Source organism: Arundinibacter roseus (assembly GCF_004348825.1).
GTDB lineage: Bacteria > Bacteroidota > Bacteroidia > Cytophagales > Spirosomataceae > Arundinibacter > Arundinibacter roseus.
The window spans coordinates 168,642-185,402 of record NZ_SMJU01000011.1 but is presented as its reverse complement, the minus strand read 5'-3'; the positions used below and the strand labels follow the sequence as shown (position 1 = coordinate 185,402).

At 39.6% G+C, this 16,761-nt stretch carries 17 protein-coding genes; 5 read left to right on the top strand and 12 right to left on the bottom strand.

Going from position 1 to position 16,761, the window contains the following annotated elements; translation table 11 throughout:
- Positions 1-98 precede the first annotated feature (98 nt).
- The 8 genes from EZE20_RS17885 to EZE20_RS17850 all read right to left on the bottom strand — a co-directional run bounded on the left by EZE20_RS17885 (position 99) and on the right by EZE20_RS17850 (position 6,852).
- On the bottom strand, positions 99-791 hold the full coding sequence (locus EZE20_RS17885) for a HamA C-terminal domain-containing protein (RefSeq protein WP_132120191.1): 693 nt from the start codon (positions 789-791) through the stop codon (positions 99-101).
- Positions 792-996: 205 nt separating this feature from the next.
- The gene (locus tag EZE20_RS17875; RefSeq protein ID WP_132120187.1) at positions 997-1,860 is read right to left on the bottom strand and encodes a PIN domain-containing protein; all 864 of its coding nucleotides are present in this window, start codon (positions 1,858-1,860) and stop codon (positions 997-999) included.
- A gap of 187 nt (positions 1,861-2,047) precedes the next feature.
- The gene (locus EZE20_RS17870; protein WP_132120185.1) at positions 2,048-3,118 is read right to left on the bottom strand and encodes a DUF262 domain-containing protein; all 1,071 of its coding nucleotides are present in this window, start codon (positions 3,116-3,118) and stop codon (positions 2,048-2,050) included.
- A complete protein-coding gene (locus EZE20_RS17865) occupies positions 3,099-3,704 on the bottom strand; it encodes a hypothetical protein (protein ID WP_132120183.1) in 606 nt (201 codons plus the stop codon). Before EZE20_RS17865 ends, EZE20_RS17870 begins: the two co-directional genes overlap by 20 nt.
- A 283-nt stretch (positions 3,705-3,987) precedes the next feature.
- A complete protein-coding gene (locus EZE20_RS17860; protein WP_132120181.1) occupies positions 3,988-4,305 on the bottom strand; it encodes a hypothetical protein in 318 nt (105 codons plus the stop codon).
- 60 nt (positions 4,306-4,365) lie between these two features.
- Positions 4,366-4,518 carry a hypothetical protein gene (locus tag EZE20_RS24105; protein WP_165933515.1) on the bottom strand — a complete coding sequence of 51 codons (153 nt, stop codon included), beginning with the start codon at positions 4,516-4,518 and terminating at the stop codon, positions 4,366-4,368.
- Positions 4,519-5,132: 614 nt separating this feature from the next.
- Positions 5,133-5,855, bottom strand: a complete 723-nt coding sequence (locus EZE20_RS17855) for a LytR/AlgR family response regulator transcription factor (protein WP_132120179.1) — start codon at positions 5,853-5,855, stop codon at positions 5,133-5,135.
- Positions 5,845-6,852, bottom strand: coding sequence for a sensor histidine kinase (locus EZE20_RS17850; protein ID WP_165933514.1), 1,008 nt, complete (start codon positions 6,850-6,852; stop codon positions 5,845-5,847). Before EZE20_RS17850 ends, EZE20_RS17855 begins: the two co-directional genes overlap by 11 nt.
- 150 nt (positions 6,853-7,002) lie before the next feature.
- Here EZE20_RS17850 and EZE20_RS17845 point away from each other — a divergent pair, with 150 nt between their 5' ends.
- From EZE20_RS17845 to mph, 5 genes are all read left to right on the top strand, one after another.
- Positions 7,003-8,301, top strand: a complete 1,299-nt coding sequence (locus EZE20_RS17845) for an erythromycin esterase family protein (protein WP_132120175.1) — start codon at positions 7,003-7,005, stop codon at positions 8,299-8,301.
- Positions 8,302-8,381: 80 nt separating this feature from the next.
- Positions 8,382-9,038, top strand: a complete 657-nt coding sequence (locus EZE20_RS17840) for a hypothetical protein (RefSeq protein ID WP_132120173.1) — start codon at positions 8,382-8,384, stop codon at positions 9,036-9,038.
- Positions 9,035-10,075: an alpha/beta fold hydrolase gene (locus EZE20_RS17835; protein WP_132120171.1), complete on the top strand. Its 1,041-nt coding sequence runs from the start codon at positions 9,035-9,037 to the stop codon at positions 10,073-10,075. The genes EZE20_RS17840 and EZE20_RS17835 overlap by 4 nt, the downstream gene beginning before the upstream one ends.
- A gap of 553 nt (positions 10,076-10,628) precedes the next feature.
- Entirely contained in the window at positions 10,629-11,834 is a 1,206-nt protein-coding gene (locus EZE20_RS17830; protein WP_132120169.1) for an MFS transporter, read from the top strand.
- Positions 11,835-11,875: 41 nt separating this feature from the next.
- Entirely contained in the window at positions 11,876-12,760 is an 885-nt protein-coding gene (gene mph, locus EZE20_RS17825; RefSeq protein WP_132120167.1) for an Mph(E)/Mph(G) family macrolide 2'-phosphotransferase, read from the top strand.
- A gap of 398 nt (positions 12,761-13,158) precedes the next feature.
- Here mph and EZE20_RS17820 read toward each other — a convergent pair whose 3' ends face one another.
- From EZE20_RS17820 to EZE20_RS17805, 4 genes are all read right to left on the bottom strand, one after another.
- Entirely contained in the window at positions 13,159-13,737 is a 579-nt protein-coding gene (locus EZE20_RS17820) for a dihydrofolate reductase family protein (protein WP_132120165.1), read from the bottom strand.
- A 214-nt stretch (positions 13,738-13,951) separates the two neighbouring features.
- Positions 13,952-15,388: a S41 family peptidase gene (locus EZE20_RS17815; protein ID WP_132120163.1), complete on the bottom strand. Its 1,437-nt coding sequence runs from the start codon at positions 15,386-15,388 to the stop codon at positions 13,952-13,954.
- Positions 15,389-15,556: 168 nt separating this feature from the next.
- Positions 15,557-15,958, bottom strand: coding sequence for an SMI1/KNR4 family protein (locus EZE20_RS17810; protein WP_132120161.1), 402 nt, complete (start codon positions 15,956-15,958; stop codon positions 15,557-15,559).
- Positions 15,959-15,966: 8 nt separating this feature from the next.
- On the bottom strand, positions 15,967-16,206 hold the full coding sequence (locus tag EZE20_RS17805) for a hypothetical protein (RefSeq protein ID WP_132120159.1): 240 nt from the start codon (positions 16,204-16,206) through the stop codon (positions 15,967-15,969).
- Between the last annotated feature and the right edge of the window lie 555 nt (positions 16,207-16,761).

The following is a 16,761-nucleotide window of genomic DNA, read 5'->3' as shown; positions in this document are numbered from 1 at the left end:
AACTTAATATATCTTTCCTTATTAAGTCCGGTTGCAGAACGCCATTGACGCTCATTTTTTAGATCATTTATCGATATTTTCATGTGCCAAATTTAAGACTATTTTTCCATTGCAACAAGTCTAATGTGAAGTTTCGGCTTAAGTAGGTCAATTGACTCCCTTGGTGAAAGTTCGGCTTTGATTTTATCTCTTAAAGTTTTATTTCCAACTAAAATTTCCAAATCCGAAACGTTTGTTATTATACTATTCTCTTTTTTTAGTTTTTCAGTGGACAAAGAATTCTCTACTGATGTTATAATTTCGGCTAGCCTCGCATCTTCGATACTATTGTAGAATTTTGCCTCACCAAAACAAATCGAAAAATCATTAGCACCTTCAATTATTATATGTACGCTATCCGCTCCCTTTGCATTGTCTTGGGCATTTTGTTTATAAAATATCTTGGGGACTACGGGTAAAGCATTGAAATAATGTTTCATTATTGCGTAAAGGATAATCTCTGCAATTTCACTTCCTTTACTTATGTCTCCATCTTTGTCGGAAAGCCTCAAATTCTTTGCTGCATAAGTTAGTAATGAATGATGATTATTAACCAAACTTTCTCGTTCTTTAAACGAAAGAGAGGTTTCGGCAATGTTATCCCAAATGAAATTTTGGAAATGATTGTATCTCCACTCAGTGTCTTCAAAATCATTAATCAAACTAAGAACACTTTTGTTGTCAGTAGGAATAATAGTTAGGTCAGAATTCACGTCTGCAAAAGTGTTATTTATTAATACTTCAAATGGCATATGTATGCTGGTTTATGTAATACTGCTTGGTATGGTGACACACAACGTTTTGCAGATTTGCTATGGGCGGACTTTTCAGCACAAATGTTTATGCGGAGCACAAAACTTTCCGCTACCACAAAACCGTCTGCGGAGCACGAAACCCCGCCTATTGCAAATCTGCTGTTAGCTGCTGCCATACTTTTCTGACTTGTGGTCCAATTTGTCAGTAGTTAGGAAAAACTTTTCTCCAATAAATTTCAATTGATGTCCCTTTTATGCCGTCACCGAAATTTGTCAAGCCCCTTACCATTACATAAATACCACCAACAAGAGAAAATATTTTTGGCAAATCTGTTGTCAAGGTAGATAAGTCAAAGTCTGGCGAATATGGACTTAATGCCCAAAAAGCCGAATATAGTCCAAATGAAAACTCTGCAATTCCGTACCCAATTCGATAGTTTGATCTGACCCAGTAGAAACCAAAAGCCACTGCTAATAAAGACAATGTACTGCCCCAAATTGGAGATTTAGAAAGGATAGTGTCAATGTTTTTGTAAATCAAAAACGAAACTGCTGTCAATATAACACCAGTCGCAAAACTTATAGCTAAATGTCTGAATTGAAATTGAGAAATTGTTTTCCCTTTTTCTACTTCATCAATGTTTACTGTCTTGAAAGAAAGCAGGTCATTTTGTAATGCAAACAGATTTAATGTTCTTACACCTATGTCATTTGCATATTTTAATAGATGTCGGTCTTCTGTTACTAAAAATGTTTCGTCCTTGTATTTGGAATAGTCCTTTGCAAAATGTGCTAACTGAAAGTCAACATACGAAATGCGTTTATTGTCGTTGTCAGAATTGTATGGATATTTGTCTCTGTTAACTTTTGCGATTTTGACAAATCCTTTTGCAGTCGCATTGTCAACCAAGTGCAACAGATTTTCTGATCCAGGAAGTCGTCCACTTACTTTTCTAGCTTCTTCGAGAACTATGTCAGGAATTATTATTCTGAAATTAGAACTCCACCTTGTCAGGATTGAAGGATCTTTGTAAAGTATGTTTGTGTCAAGAATTAATCTTTTCATTTTCTCTGTTTTGTTGTCGAAGCACTGTCGTCAAATGGTTGCAGCTTACGTTTTGTCGTTTGGCTCGGTGGCGGATTTCGGAGCACAAAACTGTTAATACACCACAAAAGTTGATGCAAGGTAGAATGTTCAATTAACCACGTCACCCGCCATTGAGCCAAACGCCTGTTGGCGGTTCGTTCTTCTTCTATTCGCCAAGTATTAGTGTCACTAAATGTTTGTTTCTTACCAACCTTTCTTGTTTGTTGTTTACGCCTTCCTTCGCAGCTATTTGATAGTCAGGTGGCACTTGTTGTTCAAAAGCTTCAAGTTTTTGCTTAATTTCTTTTTCGTCAAGGTATTTAATTTGTTCCCAGTTTTTAGTGAACAAGCACATTATAGAAAATGCGTTTGCTTTGTTGTACCAATATGACTTCTTCTTTAATTTTAATTTGATGTACTTATTTGATGCGTGTTCTAAAATTTCAAATACTTCATCTTTTCTTGGAAATGTCTCTGCAAACTCTTCTAAGTGCCTATTAATAAAATCATTTCTATTGTAGAAGTCACTTATGTAAGTCGACATTAAATTTAAAGTAAATGTTAAATGAACTTGTCTAGTTAATTCATAAGTTGTAAAAATACCTTCGTCAATAAGCAACTTATCAATAAATTTTATCTTCTTGTCAGAAGCCCATTCAATGAATGAATTCGGAATATTTGGGTCTATTTGAAGTGGTAAGTAGTCTTCTTCTTCAGTGTTATTCAGCTTGAACTCCTTTGTCAAAAATTTAGCTAACAACATAAATTCAGAAGCCGCATATTCTGTTGAAAGTTTCTCAATTCCTGATAAAGCATAAAACGTTCTATTCAGCCTTTGAAAAATTTCAATTATTTCAGGGTCTTCGTTGTCAATATCTAGGTCAATAATTGGAATTTGATACTTTAGAAATGCTTCCTTTTCTTTTGGATCTAAATCAGAGAAAAATCTATTATCGACTTTAAATGAGTTTTTCAGATATTCGTGAATTGCATTCATACGCTGTTGTCCATCAACGATGCAAGAAGTTGTAGACATAGTTTCTAAATCAATACTTCCACGTGCAATGAAAATTTGAGGAAATGGAAAACCTAGTAAAATTGTTTTTATAAAATCAACTTTATGCAGTTGTCGCCAAACTAAATTACGCTGAAAATATGGAGACATTATCAATCTCTTATTCTTAATCTCATTGACTATGTCGATCAATTCTCTTGACCTAACTTGATATTTTGTCATAAAATTCTGGATTTTTTTTGTATTGATTTATACATTCTTCTTGTTTGCATTCAAAGAAATATTCTGATGCGTAAATTCCACCATTAATATTCTTAAAAAGGTCAAAGTGATGGTTTGAAAGTGAATTAAAAAAGTCTAGCCATTTAGATTTCAATTCACAATTTGGCATAAAGAAGGGATTTACAAAACCATTATTTGAAATTCCTTTCCTAAATTGTTGTGCTGTACTTAAACCTTTGTAAAATGGAAAAACAGTTAAATCAGAATAACCTTTTGTAAGAAGATGAGCCGTTTCAGAAAATTTATTGAAAAGCGGTAAACTGATTATTGCAATGTCTAAGTCAGATTTTCCAGGCTCAAATTTTTTATCTTTAAAAAAACTTAAGCCCGTTTTACTTGAGCCAGCAATTTCAATTGAACTAAATGGTATGTCAAACTGATTCGCAATATTATCTTTTATGTAAAATTCTTTGTCTTCATTTTCTTTAAACACTTCTGTTGAATACGAAAGAAAAAGTTTCCGCGCAATAATTTTGCTTGGTTCAGCCTTTTCTATTCCATTTTTTATTCCAACTATCGATTTCATTTCTTAATGTTTGTCAATTTGTAGTACCTTTTGAATGACCGCCAATATCTTATATACGAAAATCTATTGTGGTTATACGTCGAATTTGAGGTATAACCGCAATAGAGTAGGCACTTAGATTGTTTAACCGAAGCATGATGTCATTGCATTTTCTTACTCTTTTGGAGCTAAACGGACTCACGTTTTGTTTGATCCTCTATCGGTGACAAGATAATACAACAGCCTTGTATACAAATACTATTGTAGAAATTTAGAATCAGTCTAAGGAAGATGTTCCCCATTTCTACTTGCCTTCCACCTGCTCTTTCAACGCTCTGGTTACCAGCGCTTGCGTTCGTTCCATCATTCGCCGCCGCATCACATTCATGAAATCAACCTTTGTTCGGTTGTACCAGGTTGAGCTGCGTTTTCTGCGGACGGTGCCTATTCGTTTTTTGTGCATAGCTATAGCCCAGGCAATGTGCCGGGCGTCTGATTGTTTGGTCGGGATCTTCCGTTGCCCAAACCGGTTCACAAAGGCAAATTTGTCCAGCCCCATTTTATCAACATATTCTTCCAATACATCCACGGAAGGCATATTCAAATACGTAAGGGAGCGCATGTCCTTCATTCGGCCGTAGCCTTTGAAGTAAATGTCTCCGGAGACGGCCAGCTGCCCGGCCTAATGGTTGATCTGGTATTCAAAGCTATTTCTGAGCTCAGAGGTCAGTAGCAACCCGCTTCGCCCAATGGCTTTTTCAAAATAGCCCACCGCATCAGGGGTTATTTCCATGGCCAGGTCAATGATCTCCTGATTCAGGTCATCTGTAATCATGCGCAGGCAGGTTCAATCACTATGATTAGTTTATCACCGCCGTAAATAAACCAAAAGCCCAACGGCTCAGAACGAATAATAAGCAGCAAGAAAACAGCAATCTAATACGCAACATATAGATTTGTGTACGTTTTTCGTAACGGCGATGGATTTAAAACTCCTGTTTTGCGAAGATCATCCTCATCACTTGTTTCAAAAAATAGCGTAATCATTTCATGAAATACAACGTCAATATCCCCGTTAAGAACTTTGAAAGTGTAGGCGAACGAAATTTGTGTTACCTGCTATTTTAAATCGGAATTCAGATTATCCAAAAAGCGGTACTCACTATCAATATTTACCTGTTTACCCTCGTTTCGGTACCGATAATCTATCGTTTTTAATTTTCTGTCTGGCTAAGAAAGACGTGCGATAATAAGCTCTCTGAATCAGCCTTGCTGTAAAGCACCAAAACCAGGTGAATCATAGATCCTGCCAAATCCAAGTTCAGGCCCGATAACTTGTATTTGCCCGTTTTGTAAAGTGCCTAAATATAAATCTATCCGTGCATCTTCGACAGAGGCAAAAGGGTTGTTTGTTTTTGCAGCGAAAGACTGTTATCAGCCTTTCTTTACCTATTCTGCCTGAAATGTTAGCCACCGGCTTTCCAGAAGGGCCGCATATCGTCGGCCAATTGGCAGACGAGTACCGGTGTTCAATAGAATTTCCCCAGGCAAGATCCGGGAAATGTGGCCTAAGTTGACAATGAATGACTTGTGAATGCGACAAAACGGCCCAACGGATAGACGTTGCTCTGCGTTTTGCATGGTCTCAAGCACTATCAACGGTCGGGTGTCTATGTATATCTTGAGGTAATTACCCAATCCCTCAACGTACTGAATATCAGATAAGAGGACCCGGTGGGTCATCCCATCGGCTTTTACTGAGATATGTGTAGGTACAATAGGGTCGGGCTTGTGCGAAAAGTGGGTGGCCAGTTTATGGGCTGCCTGGAGAAAACGTTCAAACCGAATGGGTTTCAGCAAATAATCAATAACATTCAGCTCATAACTTTCCACTCCAAATTCAGCGTAGGCGGTTGTAAACACCACCGCCGGACGAATTTTCAGAGAACGCAGCAGTTCCGGACCCGTCAATTCGGGCATATCTATGTCCAGAAAAAGTACATCGACGGGCTGCTTCTCTAAAAACTGATAGGCTTCAAGCCCCGTATAACAATGCGCCGCGATCTCAAATCGGTTTAATTTACCTATGTGGCTTTTGATAACCTGATGGGCGGGGGCTTCGTCGTCTACAATCAGGCATGAGAGCCGCTTGTCGTTCAAATCAGGAAGCATAGCGATTCAAATTTAACAATAAGCGAACGGCATAGGTATTATTTCTCTCACGGATGGCCAGTGTATAACCGTTAGGATAGAGCAAATCCAGTCGCTGCCGGGTGTTAAAAATCCCTAGTTGTGTGGATGAATTATCGACCCTTCGATCCGGATTGAAGGTATTTTGGCAGGTTAATAGCAGGGTGTCGTTGCTGACTGAGAGACTGGCCTGAACGCATGGATTGGTGAGTTGACAACTGTATTTGAACGCATTTTCCAGAAAAGGAAACAAAAGAAGTGGCGCGACCTGTACGGCTGGGTCTGGGATGTGAACCTGCCAGCTTACCGAGCCCCGATGACCTAATTTATCCCGTTCATACTGAACAAACTGATTCAGAAAATGCACTTCATCGACCAGAGTAACCCATTCCTTCATGCTGCTCTGAATCTGATAGCGTAACAGGTCAGAAAGCAGCAACACAAAATCAGGTACCCGTTCGGGCTCGCTTACACTCACGCCATAGAGGTTATTGAGCGCGTTGAACAGAAAATGCGGGTTCATTTGTGACCTTAATTGGGATACCTCGTTGCGGCTGCTATAGAGTTGGGTTTTTAATTGGCGGTTGGCTAAAAAAACGTTGTAATAAATCAGGTAAAGCCCCCAGCCAAAAAGGATAAGCAACCATCCGCTCAGTACACTATTCAGCCAGTGATTGTATTGGTTTTTAGAAAAAAAGTAATCCAAACAGATCCAGATCAGTAGAAGTCCGGCAATTCCCAGGGCATAGAGCCCGAAGCGCCGTTGCCGTAGGAATCGTTCGTACAGAATAACATTATGCGTCAGGCAAAGGCTGTATATCAGCACCAGCATAGTCACCATTTCGAGTACAAAGCCGGGCTGATTTTGTTGGGATGCCCAAAAACCCTCCCAGTTAAAGCCCAGCAGCACTATGCCAATAAGGCCAAAAAACAGGCAGTTTCGCCACCATAAGTTTGTTTGAAACCGTAGTAAATCCATTAAATAAAGATATGGATTTAACATATTCAGTGGCTCAATTTTGTGACAAACGCCATTAGTCACAAACCTGTGGCATATATCCCTGATTTTAAAGTGAGGAGAAAAAAGCTACCAACTTTGGCCTTCCAACTACAAACCATTCTATTAATCATGAAGCGATTATTAATTTTCACCTTGTCTATTTTCATCATAACAAGCTGTACGAACCGCACCGTACGCAGTCAGTCGGGCAATCTGCTTGAAACCCTAAAAGAAGAAAATTTTCAGGGTAAAACAGTCGCCCTTTCCACCCTCGACCCGGCGGCTCCCTTCACGGACCTTCAATGGCTTAACACACTTTGGCAGAATAAGCAAATTATTGGCGTGGGAGAAGCCAGTCACGGTACCAGCGAGTTCTACCTATTGCGGCATCGGCTGCTGGCCTACGCCGTGCAGCAACATGATGTGCGAACCCTGGCCCTGGAAATACACTTTGCCGCCGGGCAGGCCCTCAACTATTATATTAAGTCCGGCACCGGTGACCTTAAACAAATTTTACAAAACTCTGGCTATTGGATTTACACGACTCAGGAGTTTGCTGTCCTCATCAACTGGATGAAGGCCTACAATGTGGGAAAAGCATCGGAGCAGCAGTTGAGCATTTACGGCGTAGATGCGCAGCCACAAGGGGCCAAGGGCAGTGTATCGGCGTTACGGGATTTTTTCAAAATAAATGACCCAATGTACCTTCCTGTCTACGACGATTTGACTAAATCTATCGCTGAGGGATTTCCTGAGTTTAGTGCGGTCACATCTCAGCAGGAGGCTATGAAATTGGCGCCTGCCTACTCGCAGCTACTGGTGGGTAAAACAGCTCAGATACAGCAATACCTGACTCAAAAACAGGCTCAGTTTGCTGCCGCGCCCGGCTATACTATAGCCCTGAAACACGCGCAGGTATTACTGCTAGGAATGACCCAAATTGGTCTCACAGACCCTGATGACGGCCTTGCTTTTCGGGACGAAAATATGTCCGACAATGTAGCCTGGGTTAGTACGCAGGCTATGGGAACAAAGGTGATGGTCCTTGCTCATAACGGCCATATAAATACCAACCGCTCAACGGGAATCCGGAAAGAAGTAAGCTGGATGGGCAATCACCTGCGTAAGAAATTTGGAGCCGGTTATTATGCTACGGGCTTTCTCTTTAATGAAGGCAGTTTCAGGGTATCAGGGCCAGCGGGTCTCTATACAGCAAAAGTCAAGCCCAAAGCCAATAGCCCGCTGACTCAGGCATTTGCTGGGTTAGGTCAGAATGGGTTTTTCTTCGATGTAGCTGCTGTAAACCAGTCTCCCGGCCTAAAAGCTATCTTTGAAAAAGAATATTTTTTTACAGCGCAGCGGCCTCCTACGCCGGAAAAGACACTGCCGGGCAGTTTTATACCCTGCCAACGGCTTTTGATGGGCTGATTTTCGTGGCCAAAACAACACCCACACAGGGCTTATAATCTACTAAATATGTGCTATATTTTTCTAAAAACCGGTTTTGCATGAACACTCCAATTCTATTGCTTCAGTGCCTGTTTTTGGTACTTCTTTCGGGTCCATTGTTTGCCCAGCGCTGGACAACGACTTCACAGGAATCTGAACAGCAACCGTTGCGGCTGCATGGTTCTCTGCTGTTTCAGGGTATTTATCCCGGATTTCGGGTTGGGGTCGAAAGACCCATTCGCCAAACCGATTTTCAGCGCTCCAATGGGCGGGTAAACAGCCATCAGCGGGCGGTACTCTTCTACGTAGGCATGTACTATCACCCCGGCTTTCATCTGAACACATTCGCCGGTGCGGAGTACATTTTTCGCCGGGTAGGCGGACGGGGCCTGATCACAGAATTCAGATCGAGTCTGGCGTTGAGCCGAACATTTTTGGGTGCCGAAACCTACCGGGTTGGAGAAGCCGGCATAGTTGAAACAGTATTAGCTTCCGGGCAATTTTATGCCATGCCGGGGCTGGGTTTCGGTATGGGAAAAGTTCTTGGAAAGCCCGGCTCAAACCGCCCGTTTGCCTACATGGTCAACTTGAACCTGACCGGCCTGGCCCCGTATAATGGCCTGGCGTTACCCACTCCCACGCTTGAAATAGGCTTCCGTTATCAGTTGGCCACAACATCTGTACATTTCCGTCATCGTATCCGAACACGCCAATGATCCGTTTACTCAGTATCTCAATCGTTTGTCTGTCAGTTCTGTGGGGCTGCCAGCGAGAAGAAATTACGTTTAGTACCCAAACAAAAGATCTATTCTTTGTCCAAAATCAGGGAGCTTCTATGCCCGTACTTGTTGAAGGCAACACAGTCTCGGATGTCCTGCTGCTTGTGGTTCACGGCGGACCGGGTAGCGATGCCCTACAGACCATGAACGGCTCGTGGATGGCCCCTCTCGAAAGCCGCTATGCGGTTGCTTACTGGGATCAGCGTAATGCGGGCTCAACCCAGGGCGGGGCCAATCACGACGTATTGAAGGTGGCCACATTTGCTGACGATCTAAAAAAAATAATCACAGTTCTAAAGCATCGCTATGGGGCCAATCGACGGATCTTTCTTTACAGCCACAGTTGGGGCGGATGCTTATCGGCAGCTTTTCTGACGCAGGCTGACAACCAGTTGCTGGTGAATGGCTGGATCAACCTGGATGGGGCCACCGATTTTCCGCTAAAAGATACCGAAAGCAAGGACATGCAACTCCGTATCGGCACTGCTGAAAAAACCGCCGGTAGGAATGTAGCCGAATGGACCGCAATCCTTGATTATGCCCAGGCCAATGACCCGCGTACCTCCCCGAAGGTATCGGAACGATTCAACGACAATGCTTTTAAAGCCATAAAACTCATGGATCAGGTGAACAAGCCCGGCATGGAGCCTACCAACGACCTGCGATACTCCCCCAACTCACTGATGAGCAGGCTGGTTAATTTTTACAGCGTATATGCCGGTTCTTCACTGGAAACCGAACTTTTCAAGTTGTCCTTTTCGGCGCTATTGCCTCGGCTCAATCTGCCTGTACTGTGCTTATTCGGAAAATACGATTTTGTTGTACCGCCCGCTGTTGGGCAAGAACTTCTGAATCGAATCAGCTCGACGGATAAACGGTTGGTAGTCCTGAATCGTAGTGGCCACGATCCATACGCGACCGAACCGGATATAGTCAATGAACAGATCATACGTTTTATAGAGCGCATCCGGTAAATAGCCGTACCAGTTCACGTATAATCAACACTCTACCTGCCCATTGAAAACATAAGAAAGCTACTCAACGTTACGCCGGTTTAACATGGCATCTTAAAAATCAGGGGGTACCTGTCAAAGTAAAATTTTACACCCTTACCAGGGGTGAAAAATGTGATAAATCTTCTTCCCCTTCTTCATTTAAATCATAGATATCCACCCGTCTTTGATTAAGGGTCAACTGTGTGTATGATTCCATATCGTTTTATGATGCGACACCACAAGACCATGGGTATTATTCGCAAAAGTTGGCTCTTTTTTTAGCTACAAAATAAGTAACTATTGGTATTTTGTGCTTTGGGTCTGAATCTGAAAATCCAAATTCTGTCTGTTAACTTTGTCTATTTTAAAATATTATTTTCTACCTTTGATCGCATATTTCCAGAAAGTTATACAACAGATGGCTAAGCCTTGGATAAAATAATAGGGTAACTCTCAAAACACCCATATTTTTTTAGATAGCACTTCTCAGCGCTATACTTTTATTGTTGTATAATTTAATCAAGTTTATTTCATGGGGAACCAAAAATGGTTTAACACCTATATTTATATATGGGCTGGGCAATTTGTTTCAATGATAACAAGTTACGCAGTTCAGTTCGCCAGTGTCATATGGCTAAGTCTGGAATATCAATCGGCAGAAATTTTAGCGTATGCTGGTATAGCTGGTATGCTACCGCAAGCACTAATTGGCCCATTTGCAGGAGTATATATAGACCGTATTAACCGAAAGCGTATCATGATTGCTTCTGATACCTTCATAGCCCTATGTGCTATTGTCCTGATATTTATTCTCAAAAGTGAAACAGTAAATCTAATATGGATGTATATCCTGCTGGGGTTACGTTCGGTTGGAAATGCCTTTCATTCACCGGCACTACAAGCTTTAGCTCCGCTAATTGTACCGCCAAAAGAAATGCTAAGAGTTGCGGGGATCAACCAATTGCTACATTCCATTTGTAGTATTGGCGGTCCCGCACTTGGTACATTGGCAATCGCCATATTGCCCATTTCAGATGTTTTATATCTGGATTTGATTGGCGCATTATTGGCAATTTCTGCACTTATGATGGTAATAATTCCAGATACGGTTAAGAAAACTTCTGATCGGTCAATATCAGCAGAATTCTTGGATGGGTTACACATTGTATCTAAAAACCAGGGTTTGAGTTCACTTTTTCTTTTTGCAATGGCCATAACCTTCGTCATCATGCCTTCAGCAATTATGTTTCCACTATTGACCACCGGTCATTATGGAGGAGGAAAATGGGAAATGGGGCTTATTGAGATCGTTTGGGGAGGAGGTATGTTGATTGGTGGAGCTGTTTTAGGCATTTATAAAATTGGGATATCAAAAGTCGTATTAGTAAATTTCATGTACATCTTACTGGGGCTTACCTTCCTTTTAAGCGGAGTTTTTCCTAATGAATGGTTTATTGGATTTATTCTGGTAACAGCAATTGGAGGTGTCAGTTTATCAGTGTTTTACGCTTGTTTTACTGCAATTGTTCAAATAGCAGTAAAACCTGAAATGCTGGGGCGGGTCTTTTCTCTATATTACAGTTTGGCAGTGTTGCCTAGCATTATTGGTTTATTACTAACCGGATTAATTGCAGAAAATTCGAGTGTAAATAGCACATTTATCATAAGCGGATGTCTTGCTATTGCAGTAGGGCTACTTTCGTTTTGTTCACCTACACTCATGCAGTTGGATAAATGATAGGCTTAAATTAATAGTTTAACAAATAAAATCAATAGAAAATGACAAATATAGATATTCAAAAACTTGCAGAAAGACATGGTTTAATGATTTCGGACAAGATGAAATTCAATGAAATGGGAATAGATTTCAAAGTTGGTTTTGCAACAGACAAAGATGAAAATCAATGGTTGTTGCGTATTCCCAGAAGACCCGACCTGGGAGAACAAATTGACAGAGAAAAACGAATTCTTCAATTGGTTACCAGGCATCTTTCTGTACAAGTTCCTGATTGGAAAATTGCAACAGATGAATTGGTAGCGTATCCTTTATTGAATGGGAAACCCGCTTTAACTTATGACGCTGAAACTTACGAGGTTACCTGGAATATGGATAAAGATCGTCCAAATTATACAACTTCATTGGCTAAGGTTTTGGTGCAACTTCACGCTATTCCGAACCAGGAAGTTGAATCAAATGGACTTAAAGTTGCTACACCAGAAAGTCTGCGAAGCGAGATTTCGGAGCGTTTACACCTTGTAAAAACTGAAATTGGTATAAGCTATAACCTGGAAAAGCGTTATCAAAAGTGGATAGATACTGATGCGCTTTGGCCAAATTTTACAAAATTCATCCATGGTGATTTGTATGCAGGACATGTACTTACAGATGCCAATGGAAATGTTTGTGGCATTATTGACTGGTCAACAGCACAAATCAGTGATATATCACAAGATTTTTCGGGACATTATACAGTCTTCGGAGAAGAGAGTCTCAAAGCTTTAATTTTGGAATACCAAAAACAAGGAGGCAGAATATGGGATAAGATTTTTGAACAGTCTGTTGAACGTGCAGAGGCTGCACCCTTGGCTTATGGTTATTTTGCACTGGAAACCCAAGATGAAGTCCATATAAATGGTGCCAAAGCTCAGCTAGGTGTCGAGTAATTTTCAAATTTTAGATTTTTAAGTGACTGTAAAATCAATTATATCACCGATGTGTGAGTAAAAAATAACTAAATTGAAAACCCTAACAGACGCATTCATGCAAAAAAACAAAGACCGCAATTGCGGCCGTATTCGCCAGGACCCAGATTCAACCATGCATCATCCCTCAGATTCGTACCAACCAGCCTTATTTGTCTATTGAATTTGATGAGAAAAGGGCCTGGCGGCACCGAAAAAAGTATCCCTTGTTGATTAAGTCCTGGGTGGACCACTAGGTGAAACCGACGCCCCTCAAAGAATAGGAAACCGGCATCCACTCTACGAAGCACTAAACCTCTGCTTGAGTGCAGGTAATGTTGGCGGTTCGTTGTTTTTTTGCTTGGGCGGTTTGTACTCATTTATATCGTTCTATCAACTTCATAATTTAGTTCAGTTACACCATTGCTAAATTGTCGAGTTGTCGGCAAAAGTTTCAAGTTTATTTTGACATTAATGTCATTATATAGTGAAACACCTCGTCCAAGAATGATAGGGTTTACGAACAACCAAAAGCCGTCTATTAAATTTAGTTGAATCAGCGAATGAGTTGCTGTCGGACTACCAAAAAGTAAAATTTCTTCACCTTTATGTTTTTTGATTTCATTTATTTGGTCAACAATGTTATCACTTATGATCGTCGTGTTTGGCTTGTCTGTGCCATGGAGGGTTTTTGATAAAACGATTTTGTGAACGTTATTATACCATTTTGAATGTTCAATGTCGTGTTTGGTTGCATTAGGTTTGTCGCCAGCGGTTGGCCAATAACCTTCCATCATTTGGTAAGTTGTTCGTCCATAAAGAGCTGTGTCACCATTTTTAATTCGATTTCCAACATAGCCAAATAGTTCCTGGTCAACTTTTGCCCAATTGAGTTCTCCATTTGGTCCTGAAACATAACCGTCAAGAGTTATGTGCATAAATGAAATTACTTTTCTCATATTTACCTTTCTTTTTTTGTTTCTACTCTGTCATTTGCAAGTTGTTATGTTTGCTATCTCGTCTTTTACAATGACGGTCAACGGTTGAGTATTGGCGAAGAAGCGGACTTTTACCACTAAGGTTGATACGAAGCACTATTGTTGATGTTATTACAAATGTTCATCCGAAGCCCTAAACCCGCTTTTTTGCCAATACTTTGTTGTGCCTTCGTTTTTATTTTTCATTCCTAATTACTTTAATTACTTCTTCTAGAGTGTTGTCAATTGAACCGTCTAATTTTGGTAAAATTGGATAATTTGGCTTAACACCATAACCAAACTGTCCCTTGGTTGAATTTGATTTTACATTATTCACAGGAATACGTACCTGAATCATTGAACTAGGTAATTCAAGATCGTAAAAGAGAATTCCATTACATTCAATTTCTGCTCCTCCTGTTTCTTGACCAAACAATATTGCACCGTGTTCTTTTAATTGAGCTGTAACCAAAGACGCTTGGGAAAACGTACCTCCATTAGTAATGATATTTACTTTTCCTTCAAATAAATATTTACTTGGTTTGAAGGTAAATGTAGTGGTTGACCTCCCTTTTATTCTATATTTAGAGGGTTTTAGTGAAAAAGCAAATTTCGTTAACGTATTCACGAATGACATGGTTACGTATTTATTCTTTTCCTTTATAATTTTGGGTCTATTAAGTTTCAAATCGAATTTTGTCGGTGTCAAAAAAGTCAAAAAGTTATTTCCATTTCTAAAGAAACCTCCTGGATTATCTCTTAAATCGATAATTAGATTTGCATCTTTCTTTTGTTTCAAAAATTTAAAAACAGATTCATAGTACTTTTTAAATTCTTTTCTGTCGCTAAAATTATCAATTTTAAGATATGCTAAATTTGTTGTGGAATCGAAACTAAAAGAACTCCAATTGTTCTCAATTATCTTTTTGAAATTAAAAGGTAGTTCAGGTTTATTTATTACTTGCAATTTCTTATTAGTTGGAAGAACGGTTGTCCTTTTTATTTCACTTGATTTTGTTTTGTACTCAATCAAATACTCATTTTGAACACCCAAAATAAACAAAAGGTATGGTCTAAATCTTTTTTCAATCACTGGATATAAAAATGCTTCTGTCAGTCCATCTCTTTCTTGCATTGTTGACATTTTTTGTAAAATATTTTTTGCAGGAATATTATTTATACTTAATATCTCATCGTTGCTATTAAATTGAAAAGAATCTTTTGTCATACTAGAAATAAAAATTCTATCTTCAATTATTCTTACATCAAAAGGCAATTGGACATTTTTCCCATTTACCGAAGTGTACCATTCTTTTGATGGCTTAGCGAACGTATGCCCGCATTTTACTTGTGAGGTAAGTTGGCTTGATAAATAATAAAACTCCAACTCACTAAGGCTGTCAGGTATATTTGATTTTTGTGTTTCATAATATGCCTTAAAATCATTTTCAGCAAGGTATAGAAACGGATTTGGATGGTAATGGATAAGTGATGAATATAAAATACTATAGTCTTCAATGGCTTGCTGTTTCGTTAGTATTTTATCACTGGTCACTGTTGAATTTTGCGAAAATGCAATTCCGTGAACAAATACCGTAATTACTATAAAAAATGTTGTTTTAGTTATTGTCATATTGTTTGTCTTTTTAAAATGAGCCGCTAACGCCCGGCAGCTTTGCGAAGGTGGGGATTTTTAGCACTGAACTTCATTAAATGTACAGAACTTGGATTTAGCACTTCACTTTCGTAGAAGTACTGAACCCCCACTTGCGTGTAGGTGCTGTTAGCGGTAGTTATTCTTTCAGTCTTCATTTAGTTCGTCAATATTGTCTGCTACTTTTTCTGTTTGTCCAGTCTCGTGAAACCACATAAAAATTTCGTCACTTAATTTTTTCCCATTTTCTTCTGTCGGCAGTAATACTAAAAAGTTACCACAACCATTTGAGGCAATTGCAACACCATTATTCGGAAAGTTCTCCCATTCTTTTGCTTGTTTTGTTTCTAAGCCAATATGGTTACAAGTTCTACTAATTCTTTTGTTGTCTGATTTATCAAAAAACGGAAATAATTGCCAATCATCATCTTCTGTCATTAATTCTCCACCATTTTCTTTTGTCATTTTCGACTTGAATTTGTCTGGAAACATTAGTCCGAGTTCTTGCTCCGTTTCATTAATATATTTTATGTCTACTGGAAAAGGCATTGGTCGAGTTATTTTAAGTTGTCATAATCAATAAAGTCCCAAGGAATTTCTTTCTTAAAAGTTTGAATACTTTCTTCAAGCAAGTCTAATGAAATGTCTTGTTGGTAAAGCGTAACAGTCCTTGTGCGTTTTGTGTCGTCACGGAATATTTCAATTACTAATTTGTCGTCACGGTAAATTTCAACGCCAACTCCGTCTCTGTCGCTTACATCACTAGCAATTATTACTCTGTCTTTCGGTAGTGTCATTTGTCAAATTATTGGTGTTGTAGTGTCGTCCGTTATAATTACCGCTAACATCTACATATACGAAACTCAATTGCGGTTATACCTCAATATGAAGTATACCCGCAATTGAAAGGACCGTAGGGGTGTGAAAGCGGAATATTTTGCCATCACATGTTCTGATGCCATAGCGTAAAACCACATTATACGTATTGACTGATTCTTATACAGTAACAAGATAGCACAATGGCCTTAAATCCTGATGTATTTGGAACAATTCAAAATTCGTTTAAGGAATATTTTTCTTACGTCTACTTACCATCCACTTTTTCTGGAAGCTACCAATTTCTATGCTGAAACCGGTTGACGAAGGCAAATCCATACAAGTCAGCCCTATTGGCATATTCCACCAATGCATTGTCGGAAGGCATGTTCAGGTACCTAGGGGAGTGCCTATCCTCCACTGGGCGATAGGCTTTGAAGTAGTTGTCTCCGAAGACGGTTAAGCCTCCGGCCTTTGTTTAGTTGTTACTCAAAGCTTTTTCTGAACTTATAGGTCAACGATTTTTCTCCTTATCG

Coding starts and splice junctions, on each gene's coding strand:
- EZE20_RS17885 (WP_132120191.1), bottom strand. CDS start 791: ATGCCATTTGAAGTATTAATAAATAACACTTTTGCAGACGTGAATTCT.
- EZE20_RS17875 (WP_132120187.1), bottom strand. CDS start 1,860: ATGAAAAGATTAATTCTTGACACAAACATACTTTACAAAGATCCTTCA.
- EZE20_RS17870 (WP_132120185.1), bottom strand. CDS start 3,118: ATGACAAAATATCAAGTTAGGTCAAGAGAATTGATCGACATAGTCAAT.
- EZE20_RS17865 (WP_132120183.1), bottom strand. CDS start 3,704: ATGAAATCGATAGTTGGAATAAAAAATGGAATAGAAAAGGCTGAACCA.
- EZE20_RS17860 (WP_132120181.1), bottom strand. CDS start 4,305: ATGCGCTCCCTTACGTATTTGAATATGCCTTCCGTGGATGTATTGGAA.
- EZE20_RS24105 (WP_165933515.1), bottom strand. CDS start 4,518: ATGATTACAGATGACCTGAATCAGGAGATCATTGACCTGGCCATGGAA.
- EZE20_RS17855 (WP_132120179.1), bottom strand. CDS start 5,855: ATGCTTCCTGATTTGAACGACAAGCGGCTCTCATGCCTGATTGTAGAC.
- EZE20_RS17850 (WP_165933514.1), bottom strand. CDS start 6,852: ATGGATTTACTACGGTTTCAAACAAACTTATGGTGGCGAAACTGCCTG.
- EZE20_RS17845 (WP_132120175.1), top strand. CDS start 7,003: ATGAAGCGATTATTAATTTTCACCTTGTCTATTTTCATCATAACAAGC.
- EZE20_RS17840 (WP_132120173.1), top strand. CDS start 8,382: ATGAACACTCCAATTCTATTGCTTCAGTGCCTGTTTTTGGTACTTCTT.
- EZE20_RS17835 (WP_132120171.1), top strand. CDS start 9,035: ATGATCCGTTTACTCAGTATCTCAATCGTTTGTCTGTCAGTTCTGTGG.
- EZE20_RS17830 (WP_132120169.1), top strand. CDS start 10,629: ATGGGGAACCAAAAATGGTTTAACACCTATATTTATATATGGGCTGGG.
- mph (WP_132120167.1), top strand. CDS start 11,876: ATGACAAATATAGATATTCAAAAACTTGCAGAAAGACATGGTTTAATG.
- EZE20_RS17820 (WP_132120165.1), bottom strand. CDS start 13,737: ATGAGAAAAGTAATTTCATTTATGCACATAACTCTTGACGGTTATGTT.
- EZE20_RS17815 (WP_132120163.1), bottom strand. CDS start 15,388: ATGACAATAACTAAAACAACATTTTTTATAGTAATTACGGTATTTGTT.
- EZE20_RS17810 (WP_132120161.1), bottom strand. CDS start 15,958: ATGCCTTTTCCAGTAGACATAAAATATATTAATGAAACGGAGCAAGAA.
- EZE20_RS17805 (WP_132120159.1), bottom strand. CDS start 16,206: ATGACACTACCGAAAGACAGAGTAATAATTGCTAGTGATGTAAGCGAC.